The sequence below is a fragment of the Acutalibacter muris genome (genome assembly GCF_002201475.1).
Lineage (GTDB): Bacteria > Bacillota > Clostridia > Oscillospirales > Acutalibacteraceae > Acutalibacter > Acutalibacter muris.
The window spans coordinates 179,631-201,145 of record NZ_CP021422.1 but is presented as its reverse complement, the minus strand read 5'-3'; the positions used below and the strand labels follow the sequence as shown (position 1 = coordinate 201,145).

The 21,515-nt window shown below is 47.7% G+C and carries 23 protein-coding genes and 4 pseudogenes; 7 read left to right on the top strand and 20 right to left on the bottom strand.

The annotated features are described in order from the left end of the window. Positions 1–130: 130 nt before the first annotated feature. The 3 genes from ADH66_RS01045 to ADH66_RS01035 are packed head-to-tail and all read right to left on the bottom strand — an operon-like array spanning position 131 to position 2,917. Entirely contained in the window at positions 131–1,036 is a 906-nt protein-coding gene (locus ADH66_RS01045; protein WP_330397744.1) for a radical SAM protein, read from the bottom strand. A 26-nt stretch (positions 1,037–1,062) separates the two neighbouring features. After that, a complete protein-coding gene (locus ADH66_RS01040; protein WP_088364351.1) occupies positions 1,063–1,470 on the bottom strand; it encodes a hypothetical protein in 408 nt (135 codons plus the stop codon). A 28-nt stretch (positions 1,471–1,498) separates the two neighbouring features. Next, on the bottom strand, positions 1,499–2,917 hold the full coding sequence (locus ADH66_RS01035) for a S41 family peptidase (protein WP_157130619.1): 1,419 nt from the start codon (positions 2,915–2,917) through the stop codon (positions 1,499–1,501). Between the two features lie 720 nt (positions 2,918–3,637). On the opposite strand from ADH66_RS01035, the pseudogene ADH66_RS21550 reads away from it, so the two are divergent. Together ADH66_RS21550 and ADH66_RS01025 are read left to right on the top strand one after the other, a co-directional pair. Continuing rightward, positions 3,638–3,733: pseudogene (locus tag ADH66_RS21550) on the top strand (hypothetical protein); the annotation flags it as partial. A gap of 143 nt (positions 3,734–3,876) precedes the next feature. Beyond that, positions 3,877–4,161 (top strand): hypothetical protein, encoded by a 285-nt coding sequence (locus tag ADH66_RS01025; RefSeq protein ID WP_088364350.1) that lies wholly within the window; start codon positions 3,877–3,879, stop codon positions 4,159–4,161. Positions 4,162–4,594: 433 nt separating this feature from the next. On the opposite strand, the pseudogene ADH66_RS21925 reads toward ADH66_RS01025, so the two are convergent. Beyond that, positions 4,595–4,942, bottom strand: a pseudogene (locus ADH66_RS21925) (type IV secretory system conjugative DNA transfer family protein); the annotation flags it as partial. Between the two features lie 362 nt (positions 4,943–5,304). On the opposite strand from ADH66_RS21925, the gene ADH66_RS01015 reads away from it, so the two are divergent. Then, entirely contained in the window at positions 5,305–6,021 is a 717-nt protein-coding gene (locus ADH66_RS01015; RefSeq protein ID WP_236757153.1) for a YoaK family protein, read from the top strand. Positions 6,022–6,025: 4 nt separating this feature from the next. On the opposite strand, the gene ADH66_RS01010 is transcribed toward ADH66_RS01015, so the two are convergent. The 13 genes and pseudogenes from ADH66_RS01010 to ADH66_RS20750 all read right to left on the bottom strand — a co-directional run bounded on the left by ADH66_RS01010 (position 6,026) and on the right by ADH66_RS20750 (position 14,013). Continuing rightward, entirely contained in the window at positions 6,026–6,325 is a 300-nt protein-coding gene (locus ADH66_RS01010; protein ID WP_066536808.1) for a toprim domain-containing protein, read from the bottom strand. Then, complete coding sequence (locus ADH66_RS01005; RefSeq protein ID WP_084384321.1) at positions 6,211–6,708, bottom strand: DUF3991 domain-containing protein; 498 nt, start codon at positions 6,706–6,708, stop codon at positions 6,211–6,213. The genes ADH66_RS01010 and ADH66_RS01005 overlap by 115 nt, the downstream gene beginning before the upstream one ends. A 14-nt stretch (positions 6,709–6,722) precedes the next feature. Then, positions 6,723–6,980: pseudogene (locus tag ADH66_RS01000) on the bottom strand (ankyrin repeat domain-containing protein); the annotation flags it as partial. A gap of 444 nt (positions 6,981–7,424) precedes the next feature. Then, a complete protein-coding gene (locus tag ADH66_RS00990; RefSeq protein WP_084384322.1) occupies positions 7,425–7,919 on the bottom strand; it encodes a transposase family protein in 495 nt (164 codons plus the stop codon). A gap of 52 nt (positions 7,920–7,971) precedes the next feature. Next, positions 7,972–8,541, bottom strand: a pseudogene (locus tag ADH66_RS00985) (IS630 family transposase); the annotation flags it as partial. Between the two features lie 21 nt (positions 8,542–8,562). After that, entirely contained in the window at positions 8,563–9,015 is a 453-nt protein-coding gene (locus ADH66_RS00980) for a winged helix-turn-helix domain-containing protein (protein WP_084384191.1), read from the bottom strand. A gap of 45 nt (positions 9,016–9,060) precedes the next feature. After that, a complete protein-coding gene (locus tag ADH66_RS19745) occupies positions 9,061–9,216 on the bottom strand; it encodes a hypothetical protein (protein WP_157130620.1) in 156 nt (51 codons plus the stop codon). A 612-nt stretch (positions 9,217–9,828) separates the two neighbouring features. Then, positions 9,829–10,308, bottom strand: a complete 480-nt coding sequence (locus ADH66_RS00970) for a hypothetical protein (protein ID WP_066536821.1) — start codon at positions 10,306–10,308, stop codon at positions 9,829–9,831. Between the two features lie 4 nt (positions 10,309–10,312). Continuing rightward, entirely contained in the window at positions 10,313–11,200 is an 888-nt protein-coding gene (locus ADH66_RS00965) for a hypothetical protein (RefSeq protein ID WP_066536823.1), read from the bottom strand. Positions 11,201–11,216: 16 nt separating this feature from the next. Continuing rightward, complete coding sequence (locus ADH66_RS00960; protein ID WP_066536831.1) at positions 11,217–11,576, bottom strand: hypothetical protein; 360 nt, start codon at positions 11,574–11,576, stop codon at positions 11,217–11,219. Between the two features lie 100 nt (positions 11,577–11,676). After that, positions 11,677–12,450, bottom strand: a complete 774-nt coding sequence (locus tag ADH66_RS00955) for a site-specific DNA-methyltransferase (RefSeq protein WP_066536832.1) — start codon at positions 12,448–12,450, stop codon at positions 11,677–11,679. After that, positions 12,437–13,849 (bottom strand): HsdM family class I SAM-dependent methyltransferase, encoded by a 1,413-nt coding sequence (locus ADH66_RS00950; protein WP_066536834.1) that lies wholly within the window; start codon positions 13,847–13,849, stop codon positions 12,437–12,439. The genes ADH66_RS00955 and ADH66_RS00950 overlap by 14 nt, the downstream gene beginning before the upstream one ends. 47 nt (positions 13,850–13,896) lie before the next feature. Further along, the gene (locus ADH66_RS20750; RefSeq protein ID WP_255202627.1) at positions 13,897–14,013 is read right to left on the bottom strand and encodes a helix-turn-helix domain-containing protein; all 117 of its coding nucleotides are present in this window, start codon (positions 14,011–14,013) and stop codon (positions 13,897–13,899) included. A gap of 196 nt (positions 14,014–14,209) precedes the next feature. Between ADH66_RS20750 and ADH66_RS00940 the strand changes: the two genes are divergently transcribed. The 3 genes from ADH66_RS00940 (at position 14,210) to bcp (ending at position 16,300) form a co-directional block, all read left to right on the top strand. Continuing rightward, positions 14,210–14,884 carry a DNA/RNA nuclease SfsA gene (locus ADH66_RS00940; RefSeq protein ID WP_066536836.1) on the top strand — a complete coding sequence of 225 codons (675 nt, stop codon included), beginning with the start codon at positions 14,210–14,212 and terminating at the stop codon, positions 14,882–14,884. Positions 14,885–15,093: 209 nt separating this feature from the next. Beyond that, positions 15,094–15,834 carry a peroxide stress protein YaaA gene (gene yaaA / locus ADH66_RS00935; protein ID WP_066536838.1) on the top strand — a complete coding sequence of 247 codons (741 nt, stop codon included), beginning with the start codon at positions 15,094–15,096 and terminating at the stop codon, positions 15,832–15,834. 1 nt (position 15,835) lies between these two features. Beyond that, the gene (gene bcp, locus ADH66_RS00930) at positions 15,836–16,300 is read left to right on the top strand and encodes a thioredoxin-dependent thiol peroxidase (RefSeq protein ID WP_066536840.1); all 465 of its coding nucleotides are present in this window, start codon (positions 15,836–15,838) and stop codon (positions 16,298–16,300) included. A 112-nt stretch (positions 16,301–16,412) separates the two neighbouring features. On the opposite strand, the gene ADH66_RS00925 is transcribed toward bcp, so the two are convergent. Then, the gene (locus tag ADH66_RS00925) at positions 16,413–17,282 is read right to left on the bottom strand and encodes an AraC family transcriptional regulator (RefSeq protein ID WP_084384323.1); all 870 of its coding nucleotides are present in this window, start codon (positions 17,280–17,282) and stop codon (positions 16,413–16,415) included. Positions 17,283–17,354: 72 nt separating this feature from the next. Further along, positions 17,355–19,322 (bottom strand): methyl-accepting chemotaxis protein, encoded by a 1,968-nt coding sequence (locus tag ADH66_RS00920; protein ID WP_330397653.1) that lies wholly within the window; start codon positions 19,320–19,322, stop codon positions 17,355–17,357. 174 nt (positions 19,323–19,496) lie between these two features. Here ADH66_RS00920 and ADH66_RS00915 point away from each other — a divergent pair, with 174 nt between their 5' ends. Further along, the gene (locus ADH66_RS00915) at positions 19,497–20,675 is read left to right on the top strand and encodes an aldo/keto reductase (protein WP_066536845.1); all 1,179 of its coding nucleotides are present in this window, start codon (positions 19,497–19,499) and stop codon (positions 20,673–20,675) included. Here ADH66_RS00915 and ADH66_RS00910 read toward each other — a convergent pair. Beyond that, positions 20,662–21,510 (bottom strand): PHP domain-containing protein, encoded by an 849-nt coding sequence (locus ADH66_RS00910; RefSeq protein ID WP_066536846.1) that lies wholly within the window; start codon positions 21,508–21,510, stop codon positions 20,662–20,664. The genes ADH66_RS00915 and ADH66_RS00910 overlap by 14 nt on opposite strands. Positions 21,511–21,515: the final 5 nt, after the last annotated feature.

The following is a 21,515-nucleotide window of genomic DNA, read 5'->3' as shown; positions in this document are numbered from 1 at the left end:
AGTAAAATATACTAATGTCATTTGCACATAAAAGCTACATTTATAAACGATTTCCTCATTTAAAATGACTACACAAGAGTATAGCCTGTGTAGTCATTTGGACTTTAAAAAGTAACAAGCGACACAAATATTATACCTTGTTATGCGCTTCTCTTTCTTTTATTTGATGCATATAATTTAGTTTTAAACTATCGATATATGTAAATGCCGAATGGAAGCAGACCGGAACTCCGGAATTATTCATTCGCTGATCAGGGCATCCACCTTGACAAATTGGCAGATACACGCATTTTTTGCATTTATTGGATATGTGTACATTCATCCAATGAAGATATCTACCGGATAGAGTGATTTTTTCAGGTTCAAATATGCTGCCAATACTTTTGCTCTTATCACCAACGTGATTCCAGCAAGTATATATGAGTCCATGAGCATCTACTACATAATAATTTTTACAGATTGCTCCGCATCCTACTGCCTGAAAGCGGGGATATTCATTATTTAGGACACAAGTTATTCCATTGGTTAACATCTTCTCTGTAACGCGCTGGTGCAATAATGAAAAATCATCAATCTTCAGACATTCATCTAAATCGACTTTGCAAGCGATTGTGTTTTTTTCAACGCGAGCTATATAGAAGTGTACATCTTTTCCCCACTTTTGTTCATAAATAAAGAAATCAGTCAACTTATCAATTTCATTCAAATTGTTTCTGTCAACATTTATTCGGATATTGATATGTATAAGATCTTTAACATTTTGGATGTTGTTCACAATAGTCCAGAAACTGTCTTGCCCACTTTTAAGTTTGCGTCGAGCATTGTGAGTCTTCTCCAATCCGTCAATTGTGACCTGTGCGTCTGCAACTCTATACTTTCTTAGTAGTTGCGCATTCTCTCTTGTTAATAAGTATCCATTTGTTGTTATCTCGGCATTATACATCACTTCTCTCTTATCACAAAAAGGAATCAAAGCATTTGATATTTGCGAGATTCTTTCCATTTCGAGCAGAGGTTCACCGCCGTACCATGATATTCTGACTGATACAATATTTTCAGCAATTATTGATCTTGTATAAACTTAATCAGCTTATCAGCGGTTTCGGAAGTCATTGAACCATTTTGCTCGGATTCAAAACAGTAAGGGCAGCGCATATTACAGCTCAGCGTAGGACCGATAGTAACATAAAGCGATTTGTTATTAAAACGAGTAAGATTGCGCCTAAGTTCTATAAGTTCCAGCTCATCAATGTCATCATCTATAAGAAAGCCAAGAGAATGAAGTTGCTCTACAATTTTTCGGCTTTCTTCCTGATTAGGTTCAGCATCGCAATCATGTTCTTTGATCAATGCTTTAACGGTTTCATTAACCACACAAAATGCCCCGGTCAGCGTGTTAAACATCAACTCCCGTCCATCTGCAAGTGTATCTACAACTACGTTGTACGATGAAGGCTTTAAATTTTTCATAATAAGTTTACCCTTTCTCTTATATTATTTAGTGCTCCAAAACCCACTCTAAAATGCTGTCTCTGCCCTGTCGGAAATCCTTGGCGTCCAGTGAGACATACACATCCGGCAAAACTGTATTTTGCCATTCGTAGGGGATCGAGTTTTCGTTTCTCGTGTATTGCTCCGGGTGCAGTCCCGGCCACCACATATCTGCTATAAAGACAGAGATCTGGGAATTGGGCAAATATATGACCTGCCGCGGGTCTTTGGAATTGCCGAATGTGCCGAAGAACTGGCCGGTGGGCTCACCCACCGCTATCCCGTCCAGTCCCTCCTTAAAAACCGTACGCAGGTCTATCGCCGCTGACATCATGAAACCACCTGTTAATATGTAGGTCTTCTCAATGGGGAGTTCCCTCCACTCCAAGGCTTTCTGATGCGCAAAAGATTGGACGTTTGAATGACCTCCTGAGTTTTTGCGCAGATCGATAACCAGCTTGCAGCCGGGGTGTTCTTTAAGCAATTCAGTGGCGGTGCTGAAAAAATCTTCATATGCTTTCATGTCGCCTGTTTCCATATATGAAAACAGTATGTAAACGTAACCGCCACGCTCATCCTCAATGTATTCCGCACGGTTAGCGTCCGGATTTAGGAAAGAATTTGGCAATACGAAATCTTTTGGATAGCAGTCATAAGTTATGCCGTCCACCGGCACGGCTGGGAGCTCTACCAACTCCACCTGATCATCTTCATTCAGAATATGGAAAGTATATCCCTCCTGGTGGTCACAGCCTACCCAATCCATAAAGGCCGGCAGATAGAAGCTATAGGACAATACTTCTTTGTTAAACCAGAAATTTGTAGGGTAATACAGTTCGGAAGCTTTCTGCCGGATGTAACCTATATCCACGCCGTTGACAGCTACTATCTCACGCAGGAAATAGGGCTCCAGGAGTTCACTGTAATCTTTGTCGTATAGATACAGATACACTTTCTCACCCAAGACGATCACATCAAATGGGAAAACTCGCTCATAGACAGAAGCCGGCCCATTTGCAACAGTATGTGTATCGCAAAAACCCGCGATGATCTTTTTGATCTCAAAAGACATATCATTATCGCTGAGCTTTGAAATTTTCTTTTTAAGCTGCTCAAGCTGAAAGTCAAATTCTTCCTCTGATACATAACGGAAGGGCACCGGGTGCAGGGCCTCGTACTGCTCGCGCAGGTACTCCAGGTCCTCTACCCACTTTTCCTCGCGCTTGCTTAATTTATTTGCAGACGGCACAGCAGAAGGAGTGGAGTCAGCCGGTGCTAATTCAGGCGTTGAGGTTGGTTCAGCAAAAGGACCTGATGATGGGCCTTGACTGCTGATAGGTTGGCTTTGTGCGCCGGATATAGAAGAACAACCGCAGAGCAATAAGAAGAACACCGAAAGAAAGACTGAAGATACTCTTTTTGTCATGGATTTTTCTCCCTATTTGCATTTCTATTTTCTAGAGCATTTCAGCCAAAGAAACCGTAGCGACATGGTATACCCTGTTTCTTTGGCTGAAATTGTCTGACCTGATTTAGATTCAGTTATGACATTATGATTTGATAAAGCTTTCTATGGCCATAAGCTTTTCAAAACAACGGTATTACCCATTAATAAAGCATTGCCCGTAGGGCTTATATAACGACCCATTGAAAGCCGTGCAGGACCCTCCTCCGCCACTACCCCCTCCTTCTTCAGGGCAAACAACAACATGTTGATTCGGCGATACCGTACCGGGCAGACCATTCCCTGGGTTAATAATTTCCAAGGGGTTAATCGGCTGCTTTGATTCCATAATCGTATAGAACCTCCTTTCAAAAGTTTTGATTTCTATTATAGCATCGCGTTGGCCAACGCTGGCTGAACGGGCGCTACGGTTCGCCCCAATTCAACTGATTTTAGTTTAGCTTAACTTATGCTTTTTGTCAAGGCTCGAAGCACGAACGGTTAAAAAACGGCACTTTTTGGTATATAAATATTTGGATATCAAATTCGCTTGTCTGAGTGGAAAGATTAAAACTCCTAGAAAGCACTGGGTTTTTCGCATAAAAGGAACCCTCGGTTCTGCCTGCTGCCAAAACCGAGGGTTTTACTTCAAAATGAACTTTAGTAGACCCGTATGATAACGCTGTTGCGGAAAATTTCTTCAGTTACTTGAAAGCCGAGTTCATTCACCTTCGGCGTTTTGCTTCCCGAGCTCAGGCTCAGGAGGGAATTTTTGAGTGCATTGAGGCTTTTTTATAACCATTTGCGTCCCCTCTCTGCTTTGAGGTGGCTGGCTCCCGAGCGTTTTGCTTGCCGCTTTGAGCTGGCTGGTTGAGCACTTTGGTTCATTCGGTTTTCTTAGACTCTTTTGTGTCTGTTTTTTCGGGAAGGGCACAAACACGGTGCGCAAGTATATTGCAGATAATGAACTAGGTATCAAACTGAGCCGGGGGAACCGGGTGGATCGCGCCCGGTGGAATGAGTTTCTCGGCATCCAGGTAGCTGTGAAAGAGCCGACAGCAGTGCCTGAACCCCAGCCGGTTTCCTCCGGGAGGCAGGTATGCTCCGCCAGTATGCACTTTTGCGGAATGATTGATGTTGATTTGACCACCGCCGGCCTTAAGCGTGTATTTGACGGAAACACGCAGGGCGAAATTGAGATCACTTTTACGTTGAAAGGCGAGTAAGCGGTTTATTCTTCCTCAAAATATTCCAGCATTCTCCAGCGCAGTTTCTCCACCCGCTCCGGCAGATATTCATCTGCACAGCGGGTGTCCTGCTGTGCGCCGTTACTGTAGCTGACCTGCACCCACCAAACGATTTCAGCTGGGGCAATTCCAGACTGTTCCTCCTGGACATAAGAAGTTTCAATTGTCAGGCTTCGGTCATGCAGAAAAAGAAAAAGGCCGCGCCGGGAAGTTTCATCACTTATCCAACAATGTTGAAATACTTACCTATTACCTATCCCGGCTCTCTCTTTTTTCTTTCTGTCTCATAGTAACCTGGGGGGTTAACATTCCCTGTCACCATGAGACCCTCCCGGTGTCATCGAAGACCGAGACTGCCCCCTTGTGAGTGAGTCCGGCTTTTTGATACTTACCATCCCGGCTCGGCGTTTGTCAGTGCAGCTGACTCAATTTTCGGCAGCGTCCCGAACTCGTCGCAGTAGAAGATCGCGCGATTCTTCAGCTTACCGCCGTTCTCGTCTACCACGGCGAGGATCTCCCGGTATAGCTGCTGGATCACCAGCGATACCATGAAGAATTTGTTGGGGTCTTCCTCTGGCATTACCAGGAAAAGCGCGGACCTTTGGTTGCAGAAGGTTTCTGCATCTACTGCCGTGCCGAAACACAGCACCTGTTCAAGTTCAGAATCAAGAAAACTGTTGAGCCGCGCCAGCGCTGTGGACATAACCGAGGCCATGGCCTGCTCACTGGAGGACAACTCTGCTCCCGCAAACCATCGGGCGTGCCTTTTTTTCCGCCCTTGCACCCTACGACAATGCCCTGCTCCTCTGGCAGATTCTTCCCTTCACGCCATAGCTTTGGCGTGAAGTTGACGTGAGTATAAGTTCGTGCAATTTCCCGACTGGTGGCCCACCGGGCAGTACCGTGCTGACCGTGGCCCACCGTCCGGGCCTTGATATTCAACGAGTGATAATTTGACAGGGCCGCGATCCCGGCAAGGACCGCGAACATGAGTCCTGCCGCCAGGATCAACGTGCCTGTACTTTTGGTAATTCCTACCACAACCTTTCACTGCGTATTGATTTTTGCTTGAAAAACCCTTATACTGGTTTCCTGGAAATCCAATATAAGGGACTGTTTTTAGTGAAACTTGAATCGAAAAAAGACTATCTCGTCTGCGAACAGAAAAGCATCTACGCCCTGCTCATGGCCAGCGCCGGGATGATGGGCGTGTACACCTATGTTCTGCGGGGCGGGGTGTTCTGCAACGCGCAGACCGCCAATGTGGTGGTTATGGCCATCAACTTCGGCAAAGGCGATTGGCTGGGCGGGCTGTACTTTCTAATACCCATCTCAGCGTACCTGCTGGGCGCGTTCGTGTCGGAGATTCTGCCCTCGCCGGTGAAACGGCTGGGGTTCCTGCGCTGGGATACCTATCTAATCATTTTTGAAACGGCAGTGCTGTTGCTTCTGGGATTCATTCCGCTGTCCGTGCCCCACCAGGTAGTGCAGGTGATTGTCAACTTTATCGCGTCCATGCAGTACAACACCTTCCGGCAGGCCGAGGGCATACCCATGGCCACCACCTTCTGCACCAATCACATCCGGCAGATTGGGGTGGGTCTGGCGAAAGCTGTGCGCAAATGGGATAGCCTGGCCCTGCGCCGGGGGCTGATCCATGCCGGGATGGTCTTCGCGTTCTTCGCCGGTGCGGCGCTGCTCACCTTTCTCTGCCCGATTTTGGCGGAAAAGACTGTTTGGGTTACCCTTGTACCCATGGGCATTGTGCTGGTGAAGCTCATCAGCGCCGACATTGGTGTGGAACATGATATGCTGGACCGCAAGCCTTCTGGGCATTAGGGAATTACATGGCCATCACCGGCTCCAGGTTTTCCTCCGGGAAAGGGCGCAGAAGTTCCTCGTTCCAGTCCTTCTGCTGAGGGAAATGCGCCGATACTTCCACTTCCCACTCAGCCAGTAATTCCCTTGCGATATGCATGGCGGCGTTATGTCCATCCTCATCATTGTCCAGGCAGAGTACAATTTCTTCTAACTGAGGCACTTCTTCCAGGAACCGCTGGATGGGCGCACTGCCCACACCGCATAGAGCAATGTAGGAATTCTCCTGCCAACCGTCCGGGTGCAAGCTGATATATGACAGCATATCAATGGGCGCCTCGAACACATATAGCCGGTGAGCGTCCCCCGCATATGGATGTGCTTGACTCGGCCATGTTCGTCCTTACCAACGAACACAGCGTTGTGCTTGCCGGCGCTCTCATAGAGCAGGTGGGCATGGGCGAAGGCTGACACCACCTCCGGGTCGATGCCCCTGGTCTGGCAGAGGTAAGCGAACACCCGCCGCATATTTCCATTAGCGGCGGGTGGGGTCAGGTCGATTTTCCTTTCCTCCTGCTTGGGTGGAGCCATCTTTCTAGTGGGCCGTATGCGCTCCGGCATATCGTCCAGCTCCGTGACGGTACATCCTAAATGCTCAGCCACAGCGCTTTCCTCGGACATCCCATAGAAATATTGCAGGAACTTCACGGCGTCGCCGCCCTCCTGAGGTAGACGTCCAGGTCAACTCCCTCGCTCTCGCCATAGTCAACAGTGCAGAAAATATCCGCATCCTTGGGTATCTCCCGGCCATTCTCTCATTCACTGTCCATGACGAAATATTCATCGGGGAGATAGCCCATGCTCTCAAGACGGTATTTCAGCTCCTCGAATACTTCCTGGGCGGTGGGTTGACCGGCATATTTCACTCTGCCGGGGTTCTCAGGTTCAGGGACCCCATGTTCAAGTTCGATAATGTCCATACACATTCCTCCATTGAAATGATATAGTGAAAGGCCGCCCCCTTCGGCGCGGCCCCTCCTGGCCTAATTCCTCTTCCTGTGGGGCGGCGGTTTGCCTCTATCACAGAGCGTTTCCAGCATGAGGCGCGCCCCGAAGCGGACACCCTCGGCGTAGGTGAGCCGCAGATGGAGCCGGTGGACATCCTCGAAAGCGCCGTCGTACTCATCCAGCAGTTCTAACGATGGAGATTTTAGAGAAAATTAGTGAGAATTCAAGGAACCACCCAGAGGAAATCTTCACAAGGCTCTACCGTTATTTACTGCGTCCAGACTCATACTATACTGCATATAAGAATTTATACGCAAACAAAGGCGCAGGCACAAAAGGCGTGGATAATAATGATACCGCCGACAGGTTCAGCCAGAAGAAAATAGACATGATTGTTCAATACACCTCTTGCGAAATTAGGCAAAGCGGTCAAAATTGCAGATACCAGCAATCAAAGAAAAGCGAAGCGCGAAACGATGCCTGCGGTTGCGATAGCGTTCAGAGAGAATACGAAACCTTTTGACAAAGCAGATAGCGTGTTCAATAAAGATACGTTTCTTAGAAATCTTGCGATTATCTTTGCGTTCTTGTTTGGACAACGGAGGGTTCTTGGAACGCTTTTTTGGCAGAAGAGAATTGGCACACTTGCTTCCTCGGTAGATATTGCTTTCCGCTATTCCATAGCTGGCTGTTATATGGGCATAGGTATAGGTACGGTGCTCCCTCAGATATTCCAGGGTGGCCAACAGCAGATCCTCTATGCTCAGCTTTGGCGTTCTCCCACGACGCCGGGGCTTTTCCGCATATCCTTTTCGCAGAATTTCTACCAGCTTGTCAAATGTTGCACGCTTTACCCCGGTAATTCTCCGAAATCTTGTGTTTGAATATTCCGCTAGCTTTTCGTATTTCATGTTTCTATTTTATCGCACTTCTTTTATTTTCGCAAGAGGTCTAATGTCATTATTACCCCCGAACAAGAATATAGGAAATCTGATTATGTTGAAAGAAAGCGGAGACCTTATCAGGAGAATGTTGTAATGTTCGCATGAAGGAAGTAGTTTTATGGCGGATATCGTATATGGTCCGAGGTAAGTCGCCAGAATGGACCGAAAGTTTCAGCGCGTGATTGAGATATTCGTCCGGATTGCTCTCGGGAGCATAGGGCGGCAGAAAGAACAGCTCGATTTTATCCCGATGCTTGTCCAGCCAGGCTGCGGCTTTCTTCCCGTGGTGCACCTTTAAGTTGTCCAAAATCAGGAAAACCTTTTGGTTGGAGGTCCGAATCAACCGGTCCATAAATTGGATCAGGCGCTGCTGGTTCATGGAATCCTCGTACATCATAAAGCGAACGTCCCCCTGCCTGCTCAGGGCGGAAAGCATATTCAGCCTCTCTCTTTTCGTTTCCACCGACAGAACAGGAGGCTGTCCTTTGGGTGCAAACCCGCGCTCACAGTTCGAGCAGTTGTCGATTCCAGTCTCGTCTCCCCAGTAAATCACGGCATTTTCTGCCTTGGCCCGCTGGTCGATGGCCGGATATTCTTCCTCCCGCCACCTTTAGATACGGGAAGGATTCTGTTTCCGGGCACGCTTGACCGGACGCTGGCACGTCAAGCCCCAGCGCCGCATATAATCCGACACACTGCCGTCCGAGATCTTTTTCCGATACCTTTTCCAGACGTATGCACACACTTTCTTCAGCGTCCACAGACTCCCAGGAATGCCGAATTCCTCTGGGCGGCGGGTAACAATCGTTTCCCGTATTTCCGCCTGCTCCTCCGGTGTCAGAAGCAGATGCGTCCCCTTCTGGAATCCGTGTTTCTTCGGTTCCAGCGCTTTGTCTCCCTCTCGCTTATATGCCGTCCATATTTCGCTGGCGCGACTCTGCCGTACTCCGGTTAATTCCTCTATTTCTTTCCCGGTTTTCCCCATCTTTTTGAGGCGTACGACCTGCCGGCGTATCTGCTTGAGTTCTCCACTTTTCAGTTTTCGTAAATCTATGTATTCCATACTCTCTATTTTACCACTTTCTACTGCTTTTTTCTAGGTCGTTTTTCAGGAATAATAACTTAAGAAAAAGACAACACCGGATAGCTTCACACCCATCGATATGCCGACTGTTCCTGGCACACGGTCAATCTGTTCTTCCGCAAGCCGCATTTCATCAAACTTGCATTTACGGCAGTCACTCTCCAGGATCCTCCTGTTCATGACGTCATACAGACCTCCAAGCCCTATGGAGGCCTGGGGCTTTGTCCCTTTCCTGCTGGATGTCCCGAATTCTTCCAGGGTTTCCTTTGTAGTAGGGATATTGATCCCTGAGCCGTCCGCAGCAAGGACTAAATATCCGCGGAAGGTAGAAAATCCGGGTTCCGCTTAAAAGCTCCTGCTATGATGACGGTAGATCTCATTAAAAGCCCGCGGGTTCAGCTTCATGCGCTGCTTCAGATAACCGGGTTTTGATATTTTCCTCCCCGGATGTACGGCTTTCATATAATTTCGTAATTCCAAGCTCAAAGTAATCCTCCTCCGATTGATCATGGTGAACAGAAGATCCTTTAGCGGCATTTTTCTGTTCCTTATAAAAGAGGACGGGTTCCCGTTCCTGCAGAAATCATGAAATTCATCCTGATGGATTAAACTGATATCACAACAGGTACGGTACTGTCAAGGTGCTGAAGAACTTAAAAATCTAACCCTCTTGAATAGATACGCAAAAACAACAATACCATCAACGCTGTTAACGGGATTATATATAATAATGTGGTATTCCGATATACGATTAAATAGCGAGGTAAAAACCTCGCCATTTTCACTTGAGAATTAGATTTTGGGAATCATACTTGCGGAATCGGGAGAGTTGGTTTGCATATTCCAAATAGCAACTTTCATTTTCTTAATACGTTTGCCCTCTCCAAAATCAAGTAGATCGTCTCTCTTATAAACCTTCAAGAGTTTATTTAACGCTCCTAAATCCGCAGAAGTCATTAAAAACGCTTCCTCCGGATCAATCAGTTTGCAATACGCCCACAATTGACCTAAATCCCGGAGCGTTAAGCTCGTCTTTTTTGCCTCAATAAAAAACAGTTTGACTTTGCCTGCCTTCTTTACAATTCCAAGCACATCAATTTGAATGTCAACGCCAATGGCTTCCTCTTGTATGATATTGTATTTTCTCAAAACTCTGTCTAACCGTTCGCTATGTGCATCAACTACAATTATCTCGTCTGAGGATTTGTACTTATCCCTCAAGTATAATTCAAGCCACTCTTGCATTGGCGGATATAAGTCAAATTCCCTCATATTATTACTCCTTGTAGCCTAAATCTTTAGCTATTTGTTTCCAAGAATCATAGTGCTTTCCTCTAATTTCCGAAGGAATAAAAGTATCGTTTTCGGCGGGATGCTGTGGTTTGACTTTGCCTTTTCCATTACCCTCCCAATAAAACTTATGGGTTACTTCTTTAGGATTTTTCCCCTCCGCTTCAAGCCCGTCGGCTAATTCAGCTGCAAACTGAGTGAGAGCCTCTCTTTTATGCAGAACAGCAAAGCCTATGGGCAAAAACTCGTTTGCCCATATTTTGATTTGATGTTCCTTTTTCCAAAAATCGGGTTTTCCCTCCTCATATTTAACAAGATTGCCGTCACGCATATTAGGATGAGCCCAATCTATTGTTTGTACGGGAATATTAACATCTTTAAGTAAACAGCAAATATCACTAACCAAATACCAATTATGGGGCACTTCTAAGTAAACGCGATGCATATATGGCTTAAAGAAGTAATTGCTTCTCCGAATATACCCGGTTACATCAGCAAAGCCTTGAAGAAAAGAGATTTTCTCATCATGAGTAAAAGAGAAAACTTCTTCGTCAATTCTAATATTCTCGTGAGATACTGCATTACCGATATATCGTAGGATTTCTCGCATTATATATTCATCGTTTCTCTTAGTGAAAGAGATAATAGAATAATTATCCTGCTGAGTAAAGTTTAATCCTGTGCCAACCAGAGGTTCTAATACAGTGCGAATATCGGTTATACTTGCACGTACATATATTCTTACATCACAGTTTTTTTCTGTTGTCAGCTTTTTGTGCGGAATTTCAATAGAGATAGTGGTTTCTGACGCACCACGTCGCACTTCACCATTGCCGCAAATCATACCTAAAAGGTAAGACATCTCTCGATTCACAAAACCACAATCCTTTTTAATTTAATCCTATTTTACAATTATTGTTGAATAATTCCCGGATAATACTATTGTCATTAAGGCGATATGAATATTCGGTTTTATAAATTCTATTCCCTCCAAACAAGTGTGCTATATCGGCAGGCGGAGCAATAGGGACGTAAAGCCTTAGTTCAAGAGCCCATTTGTTGGCGTCGTCTTTCAAAACAATTATGCCCTCGCTATTTATTGTGATAGCTGGAGTGTGTTTTCTGTTATACTCGTCAATAAATTTGTTCATTGCTCCCGGCTTTCCCTCTGCTTCTATAAAAAAGCGGCCACCCTTGTGTTTAATATCATTTAAAAAATCTAAAATACGTTCTATCTTAATACCCTCCATCAGATTCTCCTTACATAACCGGCATTTACCTCACCTAAAAAAGGGAGAAGAACAGCAGCCTCTGTGTCAAGAGCCCTTGGTCCTAATAATGCCATAAAATCTACTCCTTAATAAATATTAAAAGGTATTCGTGAACCTTATTGATGCGAAATTTATATGGATACCCAAGAGGACGCATATTATTGTAATCCGACTGTCTATCCCAAATAATCAAATCATCATAAATAAATCCAACTTTTTGTAATGCTATGGCTAAATCACTATGTAAAGGATAGAAGCTGCTTTTTTTACGAATATCCATTACATTTACAATGCAATAGCCGCCCTTTTTCAGGACTCTATTAACTAAAGAAAATAGGTTTGACAAGGTTTCAATAAACTCGTCATAGTTCGCAATGTTTCCAATGTCATCGGTTTTATCTGAATAATTTACTGAATCCCTCTGATCCGCGCTGCGCTTCATATTGAGAATATCCCAATATGGCGGGGAGGTAATACAAAGATCGAAATGATCTGCGGGGAGTGTTTCCAACACTTTAAAGCTGTCTCCGTTAATTATCTGAATTTTATTATCTTCACCAACTCGTTGTTTTGCTATATTACAAAAATCTTCAGATAAATCAATTCCCACGGCGCTGCCTCCAAGCTCCTGAGCGGCAACAGTTGTAGAACCAATACCGTTGAAGGGATCCAACACGTACGAATTTGCTTTTGAAAAAGTACGGATTAATTTTTTGCATAAAGATACAGGGTAGGAGGCAGGGTGCTTAAAGTCTTTTTCTTCTTTTGTTTTAGATAAATCTCGCCAAATGCTAAAAGAATTTTGAAGCCATTCTTTGCCGGAGAGATCATTACATTTCTTAGAGTTGTCCATCTGAAATCCACCTTTTAGACTGAATTCTTTTTACTTCGCAATCAATATAATCTGACTCTTTTTCGTTAATGCCATATGCCTTGTATACAATTTGATTTAATTCCTCCAAACAACCAAACCATTCTGGGCTCATATAACCATTACTTTCCAATCGGCCAACCAAACTAAGTATTGAATCAAAATATTCGTTCTGCTGATTGGTCGATGGTAGAGGTATCTTCTTTAAATACTTTGAATCCGTATGCATTGTAAGCTTTGAATAGTTATAACAGTATTTATACAAGAAAAGATTACACAATCGGGAATGAAGTATGCCTAATATGTAACGGCACATTTTTTCGTCGCTGTCTGTAAAAACAGTAACTGTCTGTGCTGCCTCCATATCGCCGCCAAATGCAGCTATTATACCTGCTTCTGCGCTATAGATATTTTGAATAAAGACTTTATTGCCTGTTGTGGGAACGGTATGGTTTTTATACCCAAACTTCCGTATCTCTTTTCCTACAATAGCATTTTCAGAGATTGACTTTCCTCTGCCAACATAACCCTTGCATAATTCGGATAATGTTTGATATGAAGAGGTTAATTTCTTATAGATCAAATAATCTTCTGTGCAGTTAAAAATTAAGATTTCCTCCTTATAAAATGCTTGAGGAATGTTTGACATAGTCACAAAACGATTACTCGATAGTTTCTTTAATTTAATTTTATGCTTTTTATCCGCAACACAGTTTTTAACAGTAAGAATAATCTGTTCACCACGAACCTTTTTAAAATAGGTACCGATATCAATAATAGAAAGGATAGTTTTTTCTTCAAGCAGTGTTTTCCTAAGCAAACTATATCCAGCTACGTGCAAGAAATTCTTTGGGATTATATATGATACAATTCCGTTTGCTTTAACTATTTCAAATGCTCGCATTAAAGCCGCTATGAACAAGTTGTTGCCAGCATTAGAAACTCTGCGTCTGAATAATTCATCACAGTTTAATTCGACTTCTCCTGCCAAAGGCACATAAGGAGGATTACCTATAATAACATCAGGTTGATCAGTTAATCCAAAAACCTCCAATAAAGCAGACGCAGATGGACCGATAGAGTCACAGCAAGCAAAAGAAACGTTATTAATATTATTCTGGCAAAAATTGACAGCATTTTCATCTTGATCTGCACCGAAAAGATTGATAAATCCGCGTTTCTTCGCAGCATAAAGAAATACGCCTGTGCCGCAGCACGGATCCATTATTATGGTATCTTTAGGCAATTTTAACTCTATCAACATTTTTTCGGCAAGTGATAAGTCTGTATAATAAACTCCCTTATCTTTTTTATAGTTGTTTTCAAGAGAGCTTTCGTATACGTTGGAAGCATCTATGTAAGCATTTTGAGCAAGACTCATAATAAGCTCTCCTTTCTAATTTTTTCAATAACATCCCCCAAGACGCCTCAAAGTTTCATCATAACTTCCATTGATACGGGTTGATTTTTACTAAGCTTTGATAAAGTCGTCGAGCCAAGGCCTGCACCCCTTTTTAACTGCATCTTTTTCATATTCTTATCAATAAGAAGTTTTCAAAGTTTATTATACGAAACAGCCATGATGAATACCTCGCTTTTGCCTATAGCGATTATATTATAGCACCGCACTCGATAGTTTGCAACAATTATACAATATACAAGAAAAAGATCTCGCCTATCGGCTGTTTCGAGTTGAAAAACGTGCGCATATATGATAATATTTTAACTTGGGGTGTATTGTATGCTGAATATTATGAACTTCAAACTAAATAAAGCTGTATTTGTATCAGAAGGAAAAAGTAGATTTATTTGCAATATTTTATACGAGGAAGAAATTTTTGAATGTTATGTGCCTATTACCTGCAAACTCAGCAGTTTATTATCTCTTGAGGGCAAAGAGATTTTAATAAGAGAGACGACTAAAGCTGCTAAACGTACGAAGTTCACCCTTTTTGCAGTACAAAACAAAAATGATTATTTGATTGTTGATACCGGATTTGCAAATCGCATTGTTAACGCAATCTTAGCCAAAACTAAAAACAACAATTTATTCTATCCTGAACAAATTGTTGAAAATTATAAATGCGATTTTTACTCGGCCACATCTAAAACATTGGTTGAGGTAAAAAGTGTAATTACAACAGAGCAAGAGGTATTGCTGCCTAATATGAAAACTCAAAGGGCAATCATACAATTACATAATATTTGCTCATTATTATCCAAAGGATATCGCGCTGAATATTTCATAGTTGCCTTTGCACCACAACTTGAGAAAGTAAAAGTAGCTTCAAAAGAAAAGATGGGCTTTCTATTGAAGGAGTTTCTAAATTTAGGCGGGAAAATAAGCTGTATAAGGATTACGCTTGATGAATCATATAATATTAATTGCGACAAACTTGATTATATATTTGTATAAGCTTTCGCGCTGAGAGGCGGATTTCCCTGATATACTGTAGCCGGCGGTCAGAACATATAAGTTCATGTTGAGTTTGCGGTGTTTCCTGGTGAACCCCCCCCATAAACACTCTTTGCGGCCAGTATACATCAACCGTCCGAAAATGACAATAGCCCTTTTCAATCCGGGCGCTTTGTGGTATAATTGCAAAAAAAGGAAAGGAAAACCCCATGAAAATCCTCCTCGCTCCCGCCAAGAAAATGAACATGGACACGGACACCCTCCCGCCAGAAGGCCTACCCCAATTCCTGCCCCAAACTGAGCGGCTGTTGACAGCGCTCCAATCCATGTCCGAGAAGGAATTGCAGACCCTCTGGAAGTGCAGCGGCAAAATAGCCCAACTGAATATCGAGCGCCTGAAAACCATGGACTTGCGCCAAAGCCTGACCCCTGCGCTCCTGTCTTACGAGGGCATACAGTACCGCTATATGGCCCCGGGTGTGATGGAGGGTTGCCAGCTGGAATACCTGCGGAAGCATTTGCGTATCTTGTCCGGGTTTTACGGACTGCTCCGTCCTTTTGACGGAGTAACGCCCTACCGCTTAGAAATGCAGGCAAAGCTGGCGGTGGCCGGCGCAAAAGACCTCTATGCCTTTTGGGGCGACAGTTTGGCAAAGCAGCTGGAAGGTGACTGGGTGTTGAACCTAGCGTCCAAGGAGTACAGTAAAGCGGTCACGCCCTACCTCTCGGAGAACTCCATGCTGACCTGCGTATTCGGCGAGTGGCTCAACGGAAAGGTCGTCGAAAAAGGAACCATGTGCAAAATGGCCCGGGGCCAGATGGTGCGCTGGCTTGCCGAAAACAATATAGAAACGCCGGAGGAAATCTGCGAATTTGCGGATTTGGAATATGGTTTTGACACAGAATTATCTACAGAAAACACATATGTATTCATCAAAGGAGGACGTTAAAATGTTAGAAATCGGAACAAAGGCCCCCAAGTTCACCCTACCGGACAAGGACGGAAACCTGGTATCGCTGGCTGATTTTGCGGGCAAAAAGGTAGTGCTCTACTTCTACCCACGGGACAACACCCCCGGCTGCACCCGGCAGGCCTGCGCATTTGCGGGAGCGTATGAGGAGTTTAAAAGTATCAACGCGGTGGTAATCGGCATAAGTAAGGATTCGGTGGCGTCCCACCAAAAATTTGCCGAAAAGCATGGTCTGCCGTTTATTCTTCTCTCCGACCCGGAGCGTTCTGCTATTGAGGCCTACGGCGTGTGGCAGGAGAAGAAAAACTACGGCAAGGTGAGTATGGGCGTGGTGCGCTCCACGTTTGTCATTGACGAGAACGGCGTGATTGAAAAGGTCATGCCGAAGGTGAAACCAGATACCAACGCAGAAGAAATTTTGACGTATTTGCGCGGGGCGGAGTGACCCATATCAAAAATACCGGCATAGCCCAAAAATGCGGGCCATACCGGCTTATGAGAACTTTTATAAGTAAAATATAAGTTCACCAATAAAATTATATAAAATCATGTCCATATTACTTTCTGACCGGCACCCAAAGCTCGCAGAACACCCCCGGCTCACCGCGCTCATAGTAGAGTTCGAAGTCGGGCGCGTCCGTCTGGGCATACCCTGTCTGAGGGCAGAACTCCTTAAAGAATCTGTCCCAGGCCGCGTCTATGCACTCGCCGTCCGGGCCCTTGCACTTGAACACCGCATAGTCCGCCGGCTCTGTCTCCCAGAGGTCATATTCCCCCTCTGCAAGCTCACCTACGCGCCCGTTGTCCCTTATGCCGATACCGTAGTAAAACTCCGTCTCGCTCTTTCGCACCGGCCCGCAGAGACCGTATAGGTCCCGCTCGCCCTCTGGGCAGAGCTTCTGCATTGGCTCTATAAGCCCCTTCTCCCCGCACTCTGTCCAAAAGCCCGGGATACTCCGTCCCTCTCTGTCCAGCAGGGTCTCGTTGTCAAAAGCGCGCTTCACCACAATAAACCTCATGCGCTCCCTGTGCTCCAGCCTGTACTCCAGCATACCGCCGCCTCCTATGGTAATTTTTATCATAAGAGGGTCGAAAAGCCGCAGAGGTTCTCCACCGGCCTTTACCTGTCTGGGCGTGGAGCCGTGGAATTTCGCAAAGGCCTTTGTGAAGCTCTCCGGGGACTCATAGCCGTACTTTAAGGCCGCGTCCAGCACTGAGATGTTCCCGGCCCTCAGCTCCTGCCCCGCAAGGCTCAGCCTTCTCTGACGTATATACTCGTTGGCGGTCATGCCCACGGTGAAGCTGAAGACCCGGTGGAAACTGTAGCCGGACATATGCACGGACTTTGCCGCTTCCACATAGCCGATATCCTCCAGGAGGTGCTCCTCCATGAAGTTGATGGCCCGCTGCAATAGCTCTATACCCAATGCGCCGCCCCCCTTATGTGAGCATATCATACCATAGCCTCGGGGGAAAATCCTGGCGCGGCTTGCACAGGTTTATTCCGAAGCCAGAGTGAAGTGCTCCACCAGCTGCTTAAGGCTGTTGGCCTCCGCCGAGAGCTCCTGGCTGGCGGCGGCGCTCTCCTCGGCCGTGGCGGAGTTGGTCTGCACCACCGAGGAGATCTGCTCCACGCCCTCGGTCACCTGAGTGATGGAGTCGGTCTGCTTCTCCACAGCCTCCACCACCACGTCCATCTGCTCGGTCACGTGCCCGGCATAGACGCTGGTCTGCTCCAGAGAGCCCGTGACCTTGCCCACGGCCTGGCTGCCCTCCTCTACGGCGGCTATAGACGTCTCGATAAGGCTCTTTGTTGCCTTGGCCGCCTGGTCGGACTTGTTGGCAAGGTTCCGCACCTCGTCGGCCACCACGGCAAAGCCCTTGCCTGCGGTGCCGGCCCTGGCGGCCTCCACGGCGGCGTTCAGCGCCAGGATATTGGTCTGGAAGGCTATATTCTCAATAGTCTCGATTATCTTGCTTATCTCCTGGGAGGAGTCGGAGATCTTGCCCATGGCGGTGTTAAGCTCCTCAACATAGCTCACGCTCACGCCCAGCTGGGCCCCCGCCTGGTTCACAAACTCCCCGGCCTCCTCTGCGGCGGCGGAGGTGCGCTTGGCGCTCTCGGATATCTCCGTGATGGTGGCCGCCAGTTCTTGTACGGAGCTGGCCTGCTCCATTGTTCCTTGGCTAAGGGCCTGGGCCCCGTTGGACACCTGACCGCTGGCGCTGGACACCTGTCCCGCAGAGGCGTCTATCTGCCTGATGGTGCTGCTCAGTTCCAGCTTCAGGTTGCGCATGGAGCTTAAAATACTCTGGAAGTCCCCCACATACGCCTCCCTGTGGGAGGAGACTATATCAAAGTTCTGGTTGGCCATCTGGTTTAAGAGGTAGTCAATGTCATGTATAATAATATTCAGCCCCTGTACCATCTCCCCTGTAGAGCGGGTCAACTCGGCGGTCTCGTCCCTGCCCGCCGCCTCCGGGGCGGGGGACTCCAGGTCGCCCTCTACCAGAAGCTTCATGCGCCTGGCGCAGGCCCGCATGGGCTTGCTTATATTGCTGGAGAGCTTTAGGGCCACCACGATGGAGGCCAGTATGGATATCACTATCACCAGCACATTTATAAGCATACCGAAATATGTATCGCTCAGATAGTTGCTCTCCGGCGAGGCCACCGCCACGCTCCAGCCGTCTGTGCCGCCCACCGGGGCATAGGCCAAAAACCTTGGCCCGTCAGCGGCCTCTATGCGTCCAAAGCCGTTCTCACCCCGGCGCATGGCCTCGTGCAGGGCCGCCCGGGATTTCAGGCTGGGGTCGCTTGCGGCCTCCCTCTCCACGTTCTGTTTGGTGATGGTGTCAAGAGTGATATCGGCGATGGTGTCGCCATTTTTATTTATCATATAGGCCCGGCAGTTCTGCCCCACCTGTATGGAGGAAACAATATCGTTCAGGAAGGTCTCCGGCGGCACGAAGTACACAACGCCCGCTATCTCCCCGCTGTCGGAGTACAGGGGCGCCGCCACCATTATGGACAGCTCGCCGGTTACCTTGCTTATAAGGGGCTCCGACACATAGGCGGTCCCCTCCATGGCCTTATGCACATACTCCCGGTCCGAGTAGTCCTTGCCGTCAAAAATGCTGATTCCGTCTGCGCCTATAACATTGCCCCGCTGGAAGCCGTGCAGACTGACGCGCTCGTCAATGATGGCCTTTTTCTCCTCAACGGGCACCTCCGGGTCCGACAGCTGGGTCACCCGGCCGGTATCCATGGCCACGTTCCTATAGGCCAAAAGCTCCTGTTCAACGCGCTCTCCTGCAAGGTTCGCGGTCTGTGTCATAAGCTGCTCCACTGTCATAAGGGTGCTGCTGTAATTCAGCGTTATGCTGGTGGTTCCCACCGCCACAAGGGCCACAAGGACTGTGGCCATCAAGCAGACCGTTATCTTCTTTCGGATGGTTTTCATCATTCTTCACCTCATCTCGGGCCGCCGTAACAACGCCCGGAATTTACCTCTTTATTATAAATATAAAGTTATGGTATTGTCAATAGAAAACGCACAAAAATCCTTGACGCGCCCCCGCTCCCGGCTTATAATATTATCATAAATTCTAAATACCCTCAGCGAAAGGCGGCAATATATATGCAGTACCGCAAGGACAGAAAGGGTAATGATATCTCCCTGCTTGGCTACGGTTGTATGCGGTTCACAAAAAAGGGCGGCGGCGTTGACCTGGACAAGGCCGAAAGGGAGCTTGGCGCGGCCATAGACGGCGGGGTAAACTACCTTGACACCGCCTATATTTATCCGGGCAACGAGGCGGCCCTTGGCCAGCTCTTAAAAAGGCTAAACTGCCGGGACAGGGTCTATATTGCCACTAAACTGCCCCACTATATGATAAAGTCCGTGCAGGGGGCGGAAAAGCTCTTTCAGGAGGAGCTCCGCCGCCTTCAGACGGACCATATCGACTACTACCTTATGCATATGCTGACGGATACCGCCACCTGGGAAAAGCTCCTCAATATGGGCATGGAGGGCTGGATAAAGGAAAAGCTGCAAAGGGGGCAGATACGCAATATCGGCTTTTCCTACCACGGCGGCTCCGATATGTTCTGCAAGCTCATAGAGGCCTACGACTGGGACTTCTGCCAGATACAGTATAACTACATGGACGAGCGCTCCCAGGCCGGGGTGAAGGGCCTGCGCTTCGCCCACGAAAGAGGACTGCCGGTGATCATCATGGAGCCCCTGAGGGGCGGGCGGCTTGTGGACCTGCTGCCCCGCTCCGCAAAGGACGTTTTCGCCGCCGACCCGGAGAAACGCACCCCCGCCGGGCTTGCCTTCAAGTGGCTTTACGACCAGCCGGAGGTGACCTGTGTGCTGTCGGGTATGAACTCCATAGAGATGGTGCGGGAGAACCTGCGGCTGGCGGAGCTCTGCGCCCCCGGCTGCATGACCCCCTCCGACCGGGAACTTTTAGAGCGGGTAAAAAAAGCGATACAACAGTCGGTAAGGGTTGGCTGCACCGGCTGCGGCTACTGCACTCCCTGCCCCAAGGGGGTGGACATTCCCGGGACCTTCCGCTGCTATAACGCCATGTACTCCGAGGGGAGGTCCTCGGGCCGCCGGGACTACCTCCAGTGCACCGTCATGCGCAAGGACCCTGCCAGCGCCTCACAGTGCGTCTCCTGCGGCAAATGCGCCGCTCACTGTCCCCAGCATATCGATATCCCCAAAGAGCTGAGGGCCGCCTCCCGCGAGCTTGAAACCCTGTACTATAAGGCCGCGAAGCTGGCGGTGGGAGTGTTTAAGCTGTGGTGAAGCTTTGCCCTGCCCCCTCGAATAACCAGTCCACCTCCAGGCTCCATGCCGCCAGCGGGTGGTCCGGCTTATTTCTCTCTCCATGAAAATCGCTGCCGCCTGTCACCTGCAGATCATACTTTTCAGCCAGCGCTAGATACTCCGCCTGCTGCTGTGGCGTATGCTTGGGGTAATAGCACTCAAGGGCGTCCAGACCGTAGCCTGTCAACCGCCGAAGAAGCGGCTCCAGCTGCCGCTCGTCCTGGCGCACAAACTCGATCTGGTAAGGGTGGGCCAGCGAGACCCTTCCCCCGGAGGCCTTTATTGTCTTTATACACTCTTCAGCGCTGGGCTTGCGGTTGTCAAGGCTGTGGAACTCCGGCGTGTCAAGATAGAGGTCAAAGGCTTCCTTCCTCTGGGACACGTATCCGTGGGCCAGCATCACATGGGCAAAATGCGGCCGGCCGACCACCCCGCCCTTTGCCAGCTCCTCCACCTCCCGAAGGGGGACGTCTATCCCCTTGCCGCGCAGATATTCATGGATCCTGTGCTTTCGACTGCTGCGCCCGGCTTTCAGCCGCGCTATCATCCCCGAAAGGGGCTCCGCGTCCGCCGGAAAGCCATAGCCCAGAATATGCAGGTTCAGGTGGTCCGCCGCGCTTATCTCCACACCCCGTATCACGCGGAGGCCAAGCTCCCTGCCTGCCCTCATGGCCTCCTCTACGCCGTCAATATTGTCGTGGTCGGTGAGGGCCAGGACCTCTATGCCCCGCTCCTTGGCAAGGGCCACAAGCTCAGAGGGTGCATACTGCCCGTCGGAGGCCGTGCTGTGGGTATGCAGGTCAACAATGCTCATATCTT

Bases quoted from the DNA above. Each gene is read 5' to 3' on its own strand.
- ADH66_RS01040 (WP_088364351.1), bottom strand. From the start codon at position 1,470: ATGAAAAATTTAAAGCCTTCATCGTACAACGTAGTTGTAGATACACTT.
- ADH66_RS01035 (WP_157130619.1), bottom strand. From the start codon at position 2,917: ATGACAAAAAGAGTATCTTCAGTCTTTCTTTCGGTGTTCTTCTTATTG.
- ADH66_RS01010 (WP_066536808.1), bottom strand. From the start codon at position 6,325: ATGCTGTCATATATCAGCTTGCACCCGGACGGTTGGCAGGAGAATTCC.
- ADH66_RS00990 (WP_084384322.1), bottom strand. From the start codon at position 7,919: ATGAAATACGAAAAGCTAGCGGAATATTCAAACACAAGATTTCGGAGA.
- ADH66_RS00980 (WP_084384191.1), bottom strand. From the start codon at position 9,015: ATGGAATACATAGATTTACGAAAACTGAAAAGTGGAGAACTCAAGCAG.
- ADH66_RS19745 (WP_157130620.1), bottom strand. From the start codon at position 9,216: ATGAACAGGAGGATCCTGGAGAGTGACTGCCGTAAATGCAAGTTTGAT.
- ADH66_RS00970 (WP_066536821.1), bottom strand. From the start codon at position 10,308: ATGAGGGAATTTGACTTATATCCGCCAATGCAAGAGTGGCTTGAATTA.
- ADH66_RS00960 (WP_066536831.1), bottom strand. From the start codon at position 11,576: ATGGAGGGTATTAAGATAGAACGTATTTTAGATTTTTTAAATGATATT.
- ADH66_RS00955 (WP_066536832.1), bottom strand. From the start codon at position 12,450: ATGGACAACTCTAAGAAATGTAATGATCTCTCCGGCAAAGAATGGCTT.
- ADH66_RS00950 (WP_066536834.1), bottom strand. From the start codon at position 13,849: ATGAGTCTTGCTCAAAATGCTTACATAGATGCTTCCAACGTATACGAA.
- ADH66_RS00940 (WP_066536836.1), top strand. From the start codon at position 14,210: ATGCTGAATATTATGAACTTCAAACTAAATAAAGCTGTATTTGTATCA.
- yaaA (WP_066536838.1), top strand. From the start codon at position 15,094: ATGAAAATCCTCCTCGCTCCCGCCAAGAAAATGAACATGGACACGGAC.
- bcp (WP_066536840.1), top strand. From the start codon at position 15,836: ATGTTAGAAATCGGAACAAAGGCCCCCAAGTTCACCCTACCGGACAAG.
- ADH66_RS00920 (WP_330397653.1), bottom strand. From the start codon at position 19,322: ATGATGAAAACCATCCGAAAGAAGATAACGGTCTGCTTGATGGCCACA.
- ADH66_RS00915 (WP_066536845.1), top strand. From the start codon at position 19,497: ATGCAGTACCGCAAGGACAGAAAGGGTAATGATATCTCCCTGCTTGGC.
- ADH66_RS00910 (WP_066536846.1), bottom strand. From the start codon at position 21,510: ATGAGCATTGTTGACCTGCATACCCACAGCACGGCCTCCGACGGGCAG.